The following is a 15,540-nucleotide window of genomic DNA, read 5'->3' as shown; positions in this document are numbered from 1 at the left end:
GGTCAGGCCTGGTCGGGCAGGTAGCGCAGGATGTGCAGCAGGCCGCGCTCGTCCACGGTCTCCGGGTCCTCGGCCAGGCAGCGGCCCAGATCGGCCAGTACGGCGTCGGTGTCGATGCCGGCGCCGATCAGCACCAGCTCGGTGCGCCGCGGCTCGCCCGGCGGCCAGGCCGACCGCTCGAGCTGCACGAAACCGCCGACGGTGTGCAGGTGGAAGCGGGCCCGGGGGCCGGTGGGGCCGAAGTCGGCCTGGCCCTTCATCCGGTAGAGCCCCGCCGGCCGCCGCTCGAGGAACTCGACGAAGGCGCGCGGCGCCAGCGGCGTCTCGGCGGAGAACGTGACCGTCTGGTACTCGGCGTGCAGGTGCTGCGCGTGGTCGTGGTCGTCCTCGCGCAGGTCGTCGAACGACAGCTGCCCGACGCGCTCGCCGCGCGGTTCCGGGTCGAAGAACAGGCGCGGGTCCACCCGGCCGTGCGTGGTGACCAGCAGCGGGCGGCCCGGGGCCAGTTCCTCGACGGTCGCGGTGAGCTTCGCGAGCGCCTCGGCGGGGACCCGGTCGGCCTTGTTCAGCACCACGAGGTCGGCCAGCCGCAGGTGGTCGGCGAGTTCGGGGTGGCGTTCGCGGGCGCCTTCGAACTCCGCGGCGTCGACGACCTCGGCCAGGCCGCCGTAGCGGATGCCGGGGTGCTCGCTGGCGATCATCAGCCGGATGAGGTCACGGGGTTCGGCGATGCCGCTGGCCTCGACGACGATGACGTCGATGCCCGTCTCGGCGCTCGACAGCTTCGCGAGCATCGCGTCCAGCCCGCTCGCGTCGACGGCGCAGCAGAGGCAGCCGTTGCCGAGCGAGACCATCGTGTCGACCTGGCCGGCGACGGCGAGCGCGTCGACGTTCACCTGGCCGAAGTCGTTGACCACCACGCCGACCCGGGCGCCCTCGCGGTTGGCGAGCAGGTGGTTGAGCAGCGTCGTCTTGCCCGCGCCGAGGAACCCGGCGACGAGGACCACGGGGATGCGCCTGTCCGTCACGAAAACCGTCCCTCCTCCGCCGATCGTCGCGACTCTAACGCGGGCGCGCGTACCCGGGCGGCCGGCCCCCGGTGAAGGCCGTTCGGCGAATACCCACGAAAAGACGCAGGCGCGGAGGCGGGAAAGGATCACGCGGGTTTTGCCGCCCCGATGATCGATTGACGGAAAACGCGCTGTGCCATGTCCGGATAACACATGGTACAAGTTATTTTTTCCGCGTCCGCCCTGCGCGTGCCGGAATTCCGGGATCGGCGGGACGCCGTTCCCGAGTGGCGGAACCGGCCTCGCGGAACGTGGGGTATCCTCCCCCGCCTGGCCGGACTTCCCAGGGGCGGTGGGACATCCGGCTCGCGTGTCGTCGGCGACTTTCGGAGGAACGGTGGACCTTTTCGTCGGGCTGCAGATCGCGATTCCGAAGAGTGGGGAAGTGCGGTGACCGTTACACCCGAGCGGGTGACGCCCGCGCTGCCGGTTTACCCGCAGCGCGCCTCGGCGGAGCCGAGCGTCGATTTCGCGGAAGCCGAAGAATTCCTGGACCGGATGTTCGCCGAAGGCGCCGCCGACGGGGGCGAGCGGTTCGAGACCCGGGTGGCGGCGGTGCGCGCGGAAATCCGGGAAACCGGCACCTACCGGCACACCGCGGCCGAGCTGGCCTACGGCGCGCGCGTCGCGTGGCGCAACTCGGCGCGCTGCATCGGCCGGCTGTACTGGCGCAGCCTGCGGATCCGGGACCGCCGCGGGGTCACCGACCCCGCCGCGATCGCCGGCGAGTGCGTCGCCCACCTGCGTCAGGCCACCCGGGGCGGCCGGATCCGGCCGACGATCACCGTGTTCGCGCCGGACACCCCGGCCGCGCCGGGCCCGCGCATCCACAACGAGCAGCTCATCCGCTACGCCGGGTACCGCCTCGAGGACGGGTCGGTCCTCGGCGACCCGCGGTACGCCGGATTCACCGAGCAGGTGCGAAAACTCGGCTGGCGGCCGCCGGAACGAAGAGGCTCCTTCGACGTCCTGCCGCTGGTGATCGAGGCCGTGCCCGGCGAGCCGGGGCTGTTCACGCTGCCGCCGGACGCCGTCCTGGAGGTCCCGCTGACCCACCCCGACCACCGCTGGTTCGCCGGGCTGGGGCTGCGCTGGCACGCCGTGCCGGCGATCAGCGCCATGCCGCTGGAGATTGGCGGCGTCACCTACCCGGCCGCGCCCTTCAACGGCTGGTACCTGGGCACGGAGGTCGGCGCCCGGAACCTGGCCGACGAGCAGCGCTACGACCTGCTGCCGGTCGTCGCCGAGCTGATGGGCCTGGACACCGCGTCGGAGCGCACGCTGTGGCGGGACCGGGCGCTGGTCGAGCTGACGCTGGCGGTGCAGCACTCCTTCGACGCCGCCGGGGTCACGATGGCCGACCACCACACCGAATCCCGCCGGTTCCTCGCCCACCTGGAGCGCGAGGAGCAGGCCGGGCGCCGCTGCCCCGCGGACTGGAGCTGGATCGTGCCGCCGTTGTCCGGCGGGCAGACCGCGGTCTTCCACCGCTACTACGACGAACCGGACCCGTCGGCACGACCCGCTTTCCTGCCGCCGCCGTGAGGAACGCGGAGAGTAGCGTGCGAGCGCCCGTTCGGCGGATCGTGTGCCATCCGCGGGGCAGCGCGCTTCGCGAAGGCCGACAATGGAGCCCATGACCGCAGTCCTCGTCGCCTACGCCGGGCGTCACGGCGGAACCCGGCAGATCGCCGAGGTCATCGCCGCCGAGCTCGGTGCAGCGGGCCTGACCGTCGACGTGCGCGACGCCGCCGACGTCGCCGGCGTCGAACACTACGGCGCGGTCGTCGTCGGCAGTGCCCTGTACTACCACCGGTGGCGGCCGGAAGCCGTGCGGCTGCTGGAACGCAACGCCCGGGCGCTCGCCGAGCGTCCGGTGTGGTTGTTCCACAGCGGGCCGTGCGGCCCCGGCGCGGCGACGCACCAGGTGAGCCTGCCGGCGAACGTGGCGCTGCTGGCCGCGCGCATCGACGCCGAGCGCACGGCCACCTTCGGCGGCCGGCTGGACCCGGCGACCGTGCGCGGCCTGATCCCGAAGCTGGTGGCCTCGGGACGGCGCGCGGGCGATTTCCGCGACTGGGACCGGATCAAGGCGTGGGCCCGGGACGTCGGCCGCCGGGTCCGCATCCGCGTCGCGCACTGATCCCCTTGCCCGCCCGGGGTGGTGGGTGCTAAACCGGGCCTGGCGTCTTCGGCGTGGGGAACCGGCGGAACGGGGCGAACGTGACGGATCGGAAAGCGCTTACCTCGGACCAGCGCAACGCGTTCCTCGCCGCGCTGCTCGGCTGGAGCATGGACGCGTTCGACTACTTCCTCGTCGTCTTCGTCCTGGCGGACATCGCGAAGGACAAGTCTTTCGGGGCCACCGCGACGCAGCTGGCGTTCATCACGACGGCGACGCTGGTGATGCGCCCGGTCGGCGCGCTGCTGTTCGGCCTGTGGGCCGACCGGGTCGGCCGCCGGATCCCGCTGATGGCCGACGTCGTGCTGTACTCGGTGGCCGGCCTGCTGTGCGCGTTCGCCCCGAACTTCACGGTGCTGCTCGTGCTGAGGTTCGTCTACGGCATCGGCATGGGCGGCGAGTGGGGGCTGGGCGCGGCGCTGGCGATGGAGAAGATCCCGCCGGCGCGCCGCGGGTTCTTCTCGGGCCTGCTTCAGGTCGGTTATTCGATCGGCTACCTGCTGGCGGCGCTGGCGTACCTGCTGTTCCATTCGGCACTGGGCCTGCCGTGGCGCTGGATCTTCGTGCTGAGCATCTTCCCGGCGCTGATCAGCCTGCTGATCCGCGCGCGCGTCCGCGAGTCGGAGGTGTGGGAGACGGCCCGCGAGAAGCTGAAGGTGACGCGCACGTCGGTGAAGGACATCCTGCTCGACGCGAAGGTGATCCGCCGCTTCGGTTACCTGATCCTTCTGATGACGGCGTTCAACTGGATGAGCCACGGAACCCAGGACGTCTACCCGAGCTTCCTGAAGGCCCACGACAACGGCGGCGCGGACCTGAGCGCGGCGACGAGCACGTGGATAGCGGTGCTCTACAACGTCGGCGCCATCATCGGCGGTCTCACGTTCGGGACGCTGTCGGAGAAACTGGGCCGCCGCCGGACGATCGTGACGGCGGCCGTCCTGGGCTTGCCGGTGATCCCGATCTTCGCGTTCGACCACGGCGCGGGCGTGCTGGCGCTCGGGTCGTTCCTGATGCAGATCATGGTGCAGGGGGCGTGGGGCGTGATCCCGGCGCACCTGACGGAGATGTCCCCGGACGCGATCCGCGGCTTCTACCCGGGGGTGACCTACCAGCTGGGGAACCTGCTGGCGGCGTTGAACCTGCCGATCCAGCAGGCGATCGCGGAATCCCACGGGTACACGTCGGCTTTGGTGTGGACAGTGGTGCCGGGGCTGGTCGCGGTGGCGGTGCTGACGGCGATCGGGAAGGAAGCGAAGGGCATCCGGTTCGGCGAGTCGGCGGTGGCGACGGCGCCGGCGGGTGCGAAGTAGGGACCACGGCGTCACGAGCGCCGCTTCGCAGGCGCGGGCCGGGTGGCACGGTGGCGGGTGGGACCCGGCCCGGGGGCGGGTCCCACCCGGGTTCGCCTCAACCGCAGTGTTCGAACGCGCTGTCGTAGGCCTGGCCGCCGGCCGCGCCGCCCCACTTGACGCACTGGTCCGCCGCCGCGGCCTTGACCGGACCGGCGAACCAGGAGAACGACCCCGAGTCGGTCTGCCGCGCCGAGCCCTTGACCTCCAGGTAGGCCGAGGTCGCGGTGGCCGTCCCGGCGGAGGCGTTCTTCATGGTGCTGACGCAGTTCTGGCCGTTGGCCGCGTTGTACGACAGGTACACCGTGCCGGCCGCGCCGCCGGTGCCGAGCGGGGCCGAGTCGATGACGCTGTAGCCGCCACCGCAGGCCGGCGCGCCGAGCGCGGCTTCACTCACCGAGGCGAAGCGGATCGTGTCGTTCGCGTGGAGGTCCGGGCCCGCCTCGAACAGCACGCCGACCGCGGACTGCGACAGCTGGACCATGTCGGAGTACGCCGCGTCCTGGCCCCACACGAGCAGGCTGCCCGCGGTGCCGGTCCAGTTGGCGCCCTCGTCGAACGACGAGTGGATCCGCAGCTCCTTGCGGCGGTCGCAGACCGACGGGGCCGCGAAGACGACGCGGTTGTACTTGCCGCCGGCGTCGGTCGCGCTCATCCGCGCCGTCGAGCCCTCGACGGTCGGCGCGACGAGGTCGGTGGCGAACGCGAACTTCGAGCTGAACGTCGCGCCGCCGTCGGAACTGATCGCGAAGGCGCGGTTGTGCGTGCCGTCCGACAGGCATTTGTCGTCGTTGTTGGCGGCGTTGCGCGCGGCGGCGTAGACCCGGCCGTCGCGCAGCTCGGTGACGCTGATCTCCTGCGGGTTCATCAGGTCCGAACCGGACGTGTCGGTCGCCCCGTGGTGCCAGGTCGCGCCCTTGTCGTCGCTGTAGACCAGCGAACCGGTGTTCTTGCCGCCGACCGTGTAGCTCATGCCGGCGACCAGCCGCCCGGCGTGCGCGCCGCGGGTCAGCGCGATGCCGTGCGACGGCCCGGTCGCCAGCCAGCCCGGCGCGCTCGCGAACCCGAGCTCGGTGGTCAGCACCCGCGGCGCGCCCCACGTCTTCCCGTTGTCTTCACTGATGGACACGCGCGGGATCCGGCCGCACGACGGGTTGGTGAAGCACTGCATGGTCGACAGCAGCACGATCCGGTTGCTGCCCGGGATCACGATCGGCGCCGGATTGCCCTTCACGTCACCGAAGGCTTCGATGACCGTGGTCAACGCGCCCCACGTCTTCCCGCCGTCGGTCGAGCGCTTCAGGACGAGGTCGATCTTGCCGAGGTCGTTGCAGAAACTCGCGCCGCCGTTGCGGCCCTCGGCGAAGACGAGCAGGTCGCCGTTGTTCGCCTTGACGACAGTGGGAATGCGGTAACAGTCGTGTCCTTCGGTGTTCTTGCTGAACACCAGCGTGCTGGCCACGTCGGCCTGGGCGGTGGCGGCGCCGACGGCCGCGGGCACGGCGAGGGCGGCGCACCCCAGCAGCCCGGCCAGCAGCCCCTGGGCGAGGCGGGTGATCTTCACGGTTCGAGCTCCCTACGGATTCGGTTCGACGGCTCGCCAGCAGCGTCGACACGATCCGTACAAGACCCGTACAACCGCGCGTATAACGAACTATACCTGGCCGGCGGGGAAACTTCAGGTGAACGCGGCCAGGGTGCCGAACCCGGTCGCCAGAACGAGGAGCGTGGACAGCAGGCCCAGCAGCAGGGCCCGTCCGCCGCCGCGCAGCAGCGAGCCGAGCCGGACGGCGCAGCCGAGACCGAACAGCGCGCCCGCGAGCAGGAGCGTCGACGCCGTCTTGGCGACGTCGAGCGCGACCGCCGGGACCAGGCCGGTGCTGCGGACGGCGACCAGCGCGAGGAAGCCGAGGACGAAGAGGGGAACGAGGGGGGCGTGCGAGTCGCGGCGGCCGCGTTCGGCGGCGCCGACGAGCGCGACCACCGGCGCGAGCAGGACGACCCGGCTGAGTTTCACCACGACGGCGATCCCGACGGCGGCCGCGCCCGCGGGGCCGGCCGCCGCGACCACCTGGGCGACCTCGTGCACCGAGATCCCGGCCCAGCTGCCCGTCCTGGTGGCGTCGAGGCCGAGCGCGTGGGCGAGGAGGGGCAGCGCGGCCAACGCGAAGCTGCCGTAGCAGGTGACGAGGGCGACGGCGGTGGCCACGTCTTCGTCGTCGCGCTCGATCACGCCTTCCACCGCGGCGATCGCCGAGGCGCCGCAGATGGAGAAGCCGGTGGCGACCAGGAGGGCGAGCCCGCGCGGCACCCGGACGAGCCGGGCGAGGCCGAGCGTGCCGAGGAAGGTGACCGCGACCGTGAGCACGACCGCGGCGAGCGTGCCGGGACCGAGCGCGAGCACGGTGGGGACCGCGAGCTGGAGGCCGAGCAGGACGACACCGGCGCGCAGCAGGCGTTTCGTGAGCCCGGCGACGGCCTCGCGGAGTTCGCCGGTGAGGAGGGGCGTGCTCCCGACGGCCACGCCCAGGACGACGGCCACGGTGAGCGCGCCGGCCACCGGCCACACCGAGCTGAACGCGTACGCCGCGGCGACACCGAGCCCGGTGATCGCCAGGCCGGAGGTTTTCGCCGTCGTCAGTGCCATGCCTCCAGCGTCGCCCGTGCCGGGCGGGCGCGGTAGCCGGCGGTCGGGCCTGAGGTCATAGACTGAAGCTATGACCGGACCGGATCTGGACTCACTGCGCCTGCTGGTGCTCGTCGACGACCTCGGCAGCATCGGCCAGGCGGCCGGGGCGCTCGGCATCGCCCAGCCCTCGGCGAGCAAACGCCTGTCCACATTGGAGCGTCAAGTGGGACTGTCCCTGGTGGACCGGACCCGGCGCGGCTCGGCGCTGACCCCGGACGGCCGGGTGATCGCGGGCTGGGCGCACCGCGTGCTGGCCGAAGTGGACGGACTGCGCACCGGCGCCGAGGCCCTGCGCACCCAGCGCGGCGCGCGGCTGCGGGTCGCGGCGAGCATGACGCTCGCCGAGCACTTCGTCCCCGCCTGGATCGGCGAGGTCAAGCGGACCGGGCCGGAGACCTACGTCGGGCTCGAGGTGGTGAACTCCGAGCACGTCGCCGACCTCGTCACGCGCGGGGAGGTGGACCTGGGGTTCGTCGAGTCGCCGGGGCCGTGGCCGGGCCTGGCGACGCGCCGGGTGGCGGCGGACCGGCTCGTGGTGGTGGTCCCGGCCGGGCACGCCTGGGCCCGGCGCCGCCGCCCGCTGACGGCCGGGGAACTCGCCGGCACGCCGCTGGTGGTGCGGGAACCGGGCTCGGGGACGCGCGAGACGGTCGAGGCGGCGTTGCGGCGGGCGGGAGCGGGCCCGGTGACGCCGTTGCTGGAGCTGGGATCGGCTTCGGCCGTGCGCAACGCGGTGATCGCGGGCGCCGGGCCGGCCGTGATCAGCGATCTGGACGTGGTGCGCGAGGTCGCGGGCCGCCGGTTGGTGCCGGTGCCGGTGGAGGGTGTGGAGCTGAGCCGGGTGCTGCGGGCGGTCTGGCCGGCGGGGCGGCGCCTGACCGGCCCGGCGGCGGACCTGCTGACGCTGGCGGTGCAGTCCGGTTCCTAGGGCGCCGGGACCGTGAGGCCGGCCGCTTCCGGGCTGGTCAGGTGGGCCTGCAGGGTCCGGCACGCCGACTCGAGCAGATCGCTGCGGTCGGCCGCGCGGGTGGCCAGGGCCACCTGGCACGGCTCGATGCCGTCAAGGGGAACGATCGTCACGTCGCGCCGGAGGCGGCTGAACCGGACCCCGTCCGGGACGATCGCCACCAGCTGGCCCGCGGCGATCAGCTCGAACTTCTCCTCGAACTCCTGGACCAGCGGGCCGTCCGGGGCGCGGCGGCCGTCGGGGCGCGGGTCGATGCGCCAGAACGCGTTCCACGCCGGGTCGTCGACGCGGGGGAGCGGCTCGTCCGCGATGTCGGCCAGCGTGACCGACGCCCGGCCGGCCAGCCGGTGGTCGGCGGACACCAGCAGCACCCGCTCTTCGTCGTAGAGCACGGTGACGCGCAACCCGTCGGCCTGCAGCGGCAACCGCGTGACGGCGATGTCCACCCGGTGCTCCAGCAGCGCGGCGCGGGTTTCGGTCCAGCCCAGGTGCCGGGTCAGCACCTCGGCTTCCGGGTGACGGCGGCGCAGTTCGCGCACCGCCGGCGTGACGAACAGGTTCGTGCGGTAGCCGATCGTGACGCGGCTCGGCGCCGCCGCCGCGCGGGTGCTCGCGGCCGCCTGCTCGGCCGACTGCAGCAGCGCTCTGGCGCGGGGCAGGAACACTTCGCCCGCCTCGGTCAGCCGCGTGCCCTGCGGCGTCCGGTCCAGCAGGCGGGCTCCGAGCTGGCTTTCGAGCCGGCGGATCTGCCGGCTCAGCGACGGCTGCGTCGTGTGGAGCGCGGCGGCCGCGCGGCCGAAGTGCCGGTGTTCGGCCACCGCCGTGAAGTACCGCACGAGCCGCAGGTCCAAGTCCGCCACCGCCGCAGTCTACCTGCGGTGATGCCGGAAGCGTATCGGCCGGTGCGAACCAGGCTTTGGACGGCCGCGCCGCCACGGCCCGACGATGGAAGCACTGTCACCTACCTACGAGGAGTACGCAAATGCGGGTGTTCGTCACCGGCGCGACGGGGTTCGTCGGCAGCGCCGTCGTCCGCGAACTGCGGGAAGCGGGGCACGACGTCCTCGGCCTCGCCCGCTCGGAAGACAAGGCCGCGGCGCTCGCGGCCACCGGCGCCGAGGTCCGGCACGGGACCCTGACCGACCTCGACGGCCTCCGGGCGGCCGCCGCCGAAGCGGACGCGGTGGTCCACACCGCCTACGTCCACGACGACTTCGCCGACCTCACAGCCGCCGCGGCGACCGACCGCGCGGCGATCGGCGCGTTCGGCGAGGCGCTCGGAGGAACGGGGAAGCCCCTGATCATCACGGCGGCGACGGGCCCGGTGGCCCCGGGCCGGCTGGCGACCGAAGAGGACGCGGCCGACCCGGCGTTCCCGCGCACGGCATCGGAGACGGCGGCGCTCGCGCTGGCCGAGCGGGGCGTGCGCGCGTCGGTGCTGCGGCTGCCCCACTCGGTGCACGGCGAGGGCGACGGCCACGGGTTCGTCCCGGCGTTGATCCGGCTGGCGCGCGAAACGGGGGTGTCGGCCTACCCGGGCGACGGCACGGGCCGGTGGGCCGCGGTCCACCGGCCCGACGCGGCGCGGCTGTACCGGCTGGCCGTCGAGGCGGCGCCCGCGGGGGTGCGGCTGCACGCGGTCGGCGAGGAAGGCGTGCCGCTGAAGGTGCTCGCCGAAGTGATCGGGCAGCGCCTCGGCCTGCCGGTGCGGCCGGTGTCCGACGTACCGGGCCACTTCGGCTGGCTCGCGCACTTCGCCGGGCCGGACGCGCCGGCGTCGAGCGTCCTGACGCAGAAGCGGTTCGGGTGGGTGCCCGAGGGGCCGGGGCTGGTCGCCGACCTGGAGGCCGGGCACTACTTCGGGTGATTCTGCGGCTGCCTTGCGATCCGATCGAACGGCGATATATCGTCTAAATGTCGCCGATACGACTGGAGGGCAGCATGGAGATGGGTGCGGGACGGATCTTCGCGGGGTTCGGGGGGCACTTCGGCCACCGGCACGGTGGACCGGAGCACGGGATGCCGGGACGCCCCGGGCACCCAGGCCACGCGGGGGTGGAGCACGGGATGCACGGACACTTCGGGCACGGCGTGCCAGGGCACGAACACTTCGGGCCGGAACACGAGGTGCCGGGGCGTGAGCACTTCAGGTCGGAGCATGGGGTGCCGGGGCATGAGGACTTCGGATCCGAGCGTGGCGTGCCGGGGGGCGAACACTTCGGGCTGGAACACGGGGTGCCGGGGCAGCACTTCGGGTCCGAGCATGGCGTGCCGGGGCAGGAGGACTGGGAAGGTGGCCCGGAGCTCGCGCGGGGGTTCCCGCCGCCGCCACCTCGTCCGCCGCACCCACCGCAGCCGCCGGGCGGGCCGGGTTTCCCGGGGTTCCCGGGCGGTCCTGGCTCGTTCGGGGGGCCGGGCGGCTGGTTCGGCGGGGCGGGCCCGTTCCAGCGGGTCCGCGAATTCCGTGGCGGCGGCCGCCCGCCGGCCCGTCCGGTGCGGCCGGCGGTGCTGGCGCTGCTGGCCGAGGAGCCGATGCACGGGTACCAGCTGATGCAGGAGATCCGCCGCCGCACGCACGACCGGTGGCGGCCCAGCCCGGGATCGGTGTACCCGATCCTGCAGCAGCTGGAGGACGAAGGCCTGGTCCACACGGTCGAGACGGCCGGCCGCCGGGTGGCCGAGCTGACCGATGCGGGCCGCGAGCACGTGGCGGGCCGCGAGGCGGAGTTCGCGGCGCTGTGGGAGGAACCGGAGGAGGAACCGGGCGCCGACCGGTTCGCGGCCCTGTGGCACGCACTGGGCGAGCTCTCCGGAGCGGCGGCACAGGTGGGCTACAGCGGCACGGAGGCCCAGGTGGCGGAGGTCAAGAAGATCCTCGCGGACGCCCGCCGCCGGGTGTACGCGGTCCTGGCCGACGCGGACCTGGAGGACGAGAACACCTGACGGCCCCGGTGGCTGCGGCGGCACGGTTCGCCGCCGCAGCCATCGCCACCACCGCATAACCGGCCCCGCGCCGCCGACGTCCCGGTCGGGCGCAGCCCCATATCAATCCACCGATCGTCCACATCGGACCCAGCCGACGGCGGGTAAGCTGCACCCCATGCAGGACAAGGACTTCGCCGCGCACCTCACCGCCACCATGACCGGCAGTGCCCTCACCATGCTGCTCGGGCTCGGGCACCGCACCGGTCTCCTCGCCGCCGCCGCGCGGGGGCCCGCCACGAGTGCCGGGCTCGCCGAGCGTGCCGGGCTCCAGGAACGCTACGTCCGCGAGTGGCTCGGCGCCATGGTCACCGGCGGCATCTTCACCTACGACGGCCGCGAGTACACCTTCCCGCCCGAACACGCGAAGTTCCTGCTCGGCGAAACCGCGGCGAACCTCATGCCCTCACTGCTGACCCTCTCCGCGTTCACCGGCATCCTCCCCGAGCTGGAACGCGCCTTCGCCGAAGGCGGTGGCGTGCCGAGGTCGGCCTACGGGCCCTACCTCGAAACCCTCGGCGCGAAAACCGGCGACAGCTGGAAGCACATCTACCGCGAGCACCTGGTCGACGGCTTCTTCGGCGCGGTGCCCGGCCTCACCGAGCGGCTCACGGCCGGCGCGCGCGTGCTCGATCTCGGCTGCGGTACCGGGAACGCCATCGCCGTCGCCGCGCGGGCCTTTCCCGCCTCGCACTTCACCGGCCTCGACATCAACCCCGGCGTCGTCGAGCAGGCGAACGAACAGCGCCTCCCCAACACCGGCTTCGTCGTCGGGGACGCCGCCGAGCTCAGCGCCGATCCGCCCTACGACCTGATCACCGCGTTCGACGCCGTGCACGACCAGGACCGGCCGGACGTCGTGCTGCGGCGGGTGCACCGCGCGCTCGCGCCCGATGGCCTCTTCCTCATGGTCGACACCAACTTCTCCAGCCACCTCGAACGGAACGTCGGCAACCCGCTGGCCGCCCTCACCTACTCGATCAGCCTGATGTACTGCACCACGACGTCGCTGGCGGAGGGCGGCGCCGCGCTGGGGGCCGTGTGGGGGACCGAAAAGGCGTCGGAAATGCTGGCGGACGCGGGGTTCCGGCACGTCGAAGTGCTCGAATCCCCGCGCCCGCAGAACTGCATCTACGTGTGCCGCCCGTGAATCACTGCTGGTACGGGGCCGCGGCGGCCTTCGCCGCGGTGATCAGCGCGCCCTTGTTCTTCGGCCAGAACGTGCTGTCGACGCAGGTGTAGCGCGGCAGGAAGCCGCCGCACGTGCCGCTCGAGCCGCCGACCTCGAACGTCACGCTGGCGACGCCGAGTTCGCCGTAGGTGAAGTCGTCGGTGGTGCCGGTCGTGTCGTAGCCGACCGTCTCCTCGTTGGTGCCGACGAGGTAGCCGTTGGACGCCGCGTACTTCGCGCCGAGCCTGCGGTACTGGGCGTCGTTCGGCGCGGTGGCCTGGGTGAAGCCCCACGGGATGATGATGTCGTTGCCGTAGCTGTGCAGCGTGATCATCGTGCCCTGGGCGGTCGCGGGCGCCGGGTCGTCGTTCCCCGTGCCGCGCTGGTCCGGGAAGATCGCGCGGGCGAGCTTCTCCAGCGCCTGCACCTCCGGCTCCGAACCCGCGCTCACGCCCTGGTAGGTCTCGGCGCAGGCGGAATTGGAGTCGCCGCCCCACTTGAACGTCGAGTTGCGGTTGAGGTCGACGCCGATGTTGGTGCCGGTGCAGCCGCCGCGGGCGTTGTCGGCGTTCTTGCGCTGCAGCTTGGGGGAGTTCCCCCCGGAGGCGACGATGTCGACGCCGTCGGGGTTGGCGATCGGCACCACCCACACCTCGGTGGTGTCCAAAATGGACTTCGCGGTCGCGTCGGTGGCGTAGCCGTCGGCGAGGTAGTCGATCCAGCGCCAGGCGAGCTCGCCGGTCGACAGCTCCCGCGCGTGGATCTGGGCCATCAGGAAGAACTTCGGCTTCTTCGACGTCGTCGACAGCGTGCAGTCGCCGGTCTGCTTCTTCGTCAGGCAGATCGCCTGGACGTCGTGCCCGCCCTGGCCCTTCGTCTTCTTCCAGGACTGCCCGATCGTGTACTTCGTGGCCAGGTCGGGGTGCGCCGAGGCGACCGCCGCGAGGTGGTTCTCGTGCGCGGTGACCGTCCGGTAGCCGCCGTAGAAGGTGTCCGCCGCCAGGCTCTCGGCCCGGGCGGGCAGTTCCTTGTAGACGGTGTCGAAGAACGCGGGCCGGTAGCCGAGCGCCCGCAGCTTCGCGGCGACGGCCTGTCCACCGACGACGTGCACACTCCCGGCGTCGCCTTCTTCGACGTCGAAACCGGCCGCGGTCAGCGCGTGCGCCTGGGCGGCGGTGGCCGGGACGCGCCAGAACACCGGCGTGTCCGCCGGCTGCGCGCCGGCGGTGCCGCCGAGCAGGCTCGTGAGCAGGACACCGGACGCCGCGAGGGCGAGCCGGGACAGGGACCTTGACGCCATCGGGTGATCTCCTCACGCCGCACGGATGGAGGTCCGGTCGGAACCCGTGGTCACCGTACCGGCACGCACAGTGTGTCGGCCCGGCGCGAAGGGGCCATACCCCCGAAAGTCGCGAAACCGCGCCCGCCACGGGGGCGGGCGCGGTGCGGCGCCGCTAGCGGGTGAAGGTGAACCAGTTGATGTTGACGAAGTCCGCCGCACTCCCCGAGAACGTGAGGTACAGGTCGTGCACCCCGGTGGCGGAGGCGACGACGTTGGCCGGCACCGTCTGCCACTGCTGCCAGCCGCCGTTGTTCGCGAAGTCGATCTCGGCGAGCACCGGGCCCGTCACGCTGTCCAGGCGCGCGCGGATGGCGCCGCTGACCCCCGCGGCCGCGCCCGAGGCCAGGCGGGCGACGAACTGGTTCGGCGAGCTCGTGCCGAAGTCGACGCGGGCGTACTTCAGCCAGTCGCCGTCGGCGATCCAGCCGACGTCCACGCCGCCGCCGGTGTCGGTGCACGTCTCGTTCTGGGTGCCGCTCTGGGCGTTGTACGCCTCCGCCTGGATGGTCGAGTACGCGCTCGTGCCACCGGAGCCCGGCGGGGTCGTGCCGCCGCCCGCACCCGGGCCCAGCGAGACCGTCCAGGACGTCGGGGCCGGGTCCTGCAGGTGGCCGTCGACGGGCTGGGCGCCGGTCGGGCCGACGTCGTCGTACGGGAAGGCGTAGCCGATGGACGCGTACTGGTGCACCAGGCGCGCGTAGTGGTTCGTGGTGGCGTCGCGGTAGTACTGCGACGGCGGGACGCCGTCGGGCTGGTTGTTGCCGCCGGCCACCAGCAGGCTGCTGCGGTTCAGCGCGGCGGCCAGCCGGGCGGCGACCGCGCCGCGGGCGTCGCTGCCGGAGTTGTACAGCGGCCCGCTCGCGCAGCCGAAGATGTCCGCCGCGCTCGGCTTGGTGAACGGCACGCCGTTGGTGTTGAGCCCGGCGAACACGATCGCGTCCCCGCTGACCGTGCCGGTGTAGGAGCCGATGCCGCCCTGCCCGTTGATCGTCAGCGGCGTCGAGCGGTAGTGGTCCCAGACGGCGTTGAGGTAGTTCGTCCAGTACCCGCCGAAGTCGACGGGGGAGTGGCCGGGCGCGAGCACCCGCACCACCTTGCCGGACGCGTCGGTGACGACGAGCCGGTCCCACGGCGCGCCGTCGGCGTTGTGCTGCGCGCGCAGCCCGTCGGCGATGCTCCCGAGGGCGCCGTTCGGGAGCGGGCTGACCGACTGGGCACCCGCCGCGCCCGTGGTGGCCATCGACACCGGCAGCGCCACCATGTCGACGTAGCTGATGTTCGCGTAGAGGTTCGCGCTGTTGTAGGTGAACTCGCAGAACGTCCAGTTCGTCTGCCAGTTCGGGTCCGCGCTGGTGAAGCCGGGCTGCACCAGCCCGGGCCCGGGGTTGACGAAGAACTGGATCTTCTTGTCCACCGAGAACCACACCCGGCCGCCGATGAGGTAGTCGGTCAGCGTCACGGTGAGCTGGGATCCCGAACCGCCGAGCGCGATCGCGTAGTCCGGGATCGGCGTCACCGGCGAGGAGGGGTTGGCCAGCGGGTGGAACCGGCCGTCGGCGGTGACGAAGCCGGGGCGGCCCGCGGTGTCCGCACCGCTGATGTAGGCGTAGACGGTGCCGCTGCCCGAATTGTTCTTCAGGGTCAACGGCAGGGCCGCGGCGGCCCGGGCCTTCGGCGTGGTGACGGCGGACCACAGCGGCGTGCTCGCCGCGGCGGCGACCAGGCCGGCGGTGACGAAGGTACGCCTCGACAGCATGGCACCTCCTCGGGAAGGGCGGCTTCCGC

13 protein-coding genes are annotated in these 15,540 nt (G+C 72.7%); 7 read left to right on the top strand and 6 right to left on the bottom strand.

The genetic code is table 11. The features are described 5' to 3' along the window. Positions 1-2: 2 nt before the first annotated feature. Complete coding sequence (locus ACLJOU_RS35565) at positions 3-1,028, bottom strand: CobW family GTP-binding protein (protein WP_410573651.1); 1,026 nt, start codon at positions 1,026-1,028, stop codon at positions 3-5. Between the two features lie 453 nt (positions 1,029-1,481). On the opposite strand from ACLJOU_RS35565, the gene ACLJOU_RS35560 reads away from it, so the two are divergent. The 3 genes from ACLJOU_RS35560 to ACLJOU_RS35550 all read left to right on the top strand — a co-directional run bounded on the left by ACLJOU_RS35560 (position 1,482) and on the right by ACLJOU_RS35550 (position 4,565). Continuing rightward, positions 1,482-2,615 (top strand): nitric oxide synthase oxygenase, encoded by a 1,134-nt coding sequence (locus ACLJOU_RS35560; protein WP_410573781.1) that lies wholly within the window; start codon positions 1,482-1,484, stop codon positions 2,613-2,615. 91 nt (positions 2,616-2,706) lie between these two features. After that, complete coding sequence (locus ACLJOU_RS35555; RefSeq protein ID WP_410573650.1) at positions 2,707-3,213, top strand: flavodoxin domain-containing protein; 507 nt, start codon at positions 2,707-2,709, stop codon at positions 3,211-3,213. An 80-nt stretch (positions 3,214-3,293) separates the two neighbouring features. Continuing rightward, positions 3,294-4,565 (top strand): MFS transporter, encoded by a 1,272-nt coding sequence (locus ACLJOU_RS35550; RefSeq protein WP_410573649.1) that lies wholly within the window; start codon positions 3,294-3,296, stop codon positions 4,563-4,565. A 97-nt stretch (positions 4,566-4,662) separates the two neighbouring features. Here ACLJOU_RS35550 and ACLJOU_RS35545 read toward each other — a convergent pair whose 3' ends face one another. Continuing rightward, on the bottom strand, positions 4,663-6,168 hold the full coding sequence (locus ACLJOU_RS35545; protein WP_410573648.1) for a sialidase family protein: 1,506 nt from the start codon (positions 6,166-6,168) through the stop codon (positions 4,663-4,665). A gap of 114 nt (positions 6,169-6,282) precedes the next feature. After that, on the bottom strand, positions 6,283-7,251 hold the full coding sequence (locus ACLJOU_RS35540; RefSeq protein WP_410573647.1) for a YeiH family protein: 969 nt from the start codon (positions 7,249-7,251) through the stop codon (positions 6,283-6,285). A 70-nt stretch (positions 7,252-7,321) separates the two neighbouring features. Between ACLJOU_RS35540 and ACLJOU_RS35535 the strand changes: the two genes are divergently transcribed. Further along, entirely contained in the window at positions 7,322-8,221 is a 900-nt protein-coding gene (locus tag ACLJOU_RS35535; protein WP_410573646.1) for a LysR family transcriptional regulator, read from the top strand. Here the strand turns inward: ACLJOU_RS35535 and ACLJOU_RS35530 are convergent. Beyond that, entirely contained in the window at positions 8,218-9,120 is a 903-nt protein-coding gene (locus tag ACLJOU_RS35530) for a LysR family transcriptional regulator (protein ID WP_410573645.1), read from the bottom strand. The two genes, ACLJOU_RS35535 and ACLJOU_RS35530, sit on opposite strands and share 4 nt — an antisense overlap. A gap of 122 nt (positions 9,121-9,242) precedes the next feature. On the opposite strand from ACLJOU_RS35530, the gene ACLJOU_RS35525 reads away from it, so the two are divergent. The 3 genes from ACLJOU_RS35525 to ACLJOU_RS35515 all read left to right on the top strand — a co-directional run bounded on the left by ACLJOU_RS35525 (position 9,243) and on the right by ACLJOU_RS35515 (position 12,392). Then, a complete protein-coding gene (locus tag ACLJOU_RS35525) occupies positions 9,243-10,127 on the top strand; it encodes an SDR family oxidoreductase (protein ID WP_410573644.1) in 885 nt (294 codons plus the stop codon). Between the two features lie 332 nt (positions 10,128-10,459). Continuing rightward, the gene (locus ACLJOU_RS35520) at positions 10,460-11,203 is read left to right on the top strand and encodes a PadR family transcriptional regulator (RefSeq protein ID WP_410573643.1); all 744 of its coding nucleotides are present in this window, start codon (positions 10,460-10,462) and stop codon (positions 11,201-11,203) included. A gap of 157 nt (positions 11,204-11,360) precedes the next feature. Continuing rightward, positions 11,361-12,392 carry a class I SAM-dependent methyltransferase gene (locus ACLJOU_RS35515; protein WP_410573642.1) on the top strand — a complete coding sequence of 344 codons (1,032 nt, stop codon included), beginning with the start codon at positions 11,361-11,363 and terminating at the stop codon, positions 12,390-12,392. Position 12,393: 1 nt separating this feature from the next. Here ACLJOU_RS35515 and ACLJOU_RS35510 read toward each other — a convergent pair whose 3' ends face one another. Both ACLJOU_RS35510 and ACLJOU_RS35505 read right to left on the bottom strand, forming a co-directional pair. Next, positions 12,394-13,713, bottom strand: a complete 1,320-nt coding sequence (locus tag ACLJOU_RS35510) for a M14 family zinc carboxypeptidase (protein WP_410573641.1) — start codon at positions 13,711-13,713, stop codon at positions 12,394-12,396. Positions 13,714-13,867: 154 nt separating this feature from the next. Next, the gene (locus tag ACLJOU_RS35505; RefSeq protein WP_410573640.1) at positions 13,868-15,511 is read right to left on the bottom strand and encodes a beta-1,3-glucanase family protein; all 1,644 of its coding nucleotides are present in this window, start codon (positions 15,509-15,511) and stop codon (positions 13,868-13,870) included. Positions 15,512-15,540 lie beyond the last annotated feature (29 nt).

Source organism: Amycolatopsis sp. cmx-4-61 (assembly GCF_046548775.1).
Classification (GTDB): Bacteria; Actinomycetota; Actinomycetes; order Mycobacteriales; family Pseudonocardiaceae; genus Amycolatopsis.
This window is presented reverse-complemented; position numbering and strand designations above follow the sequence as displayed.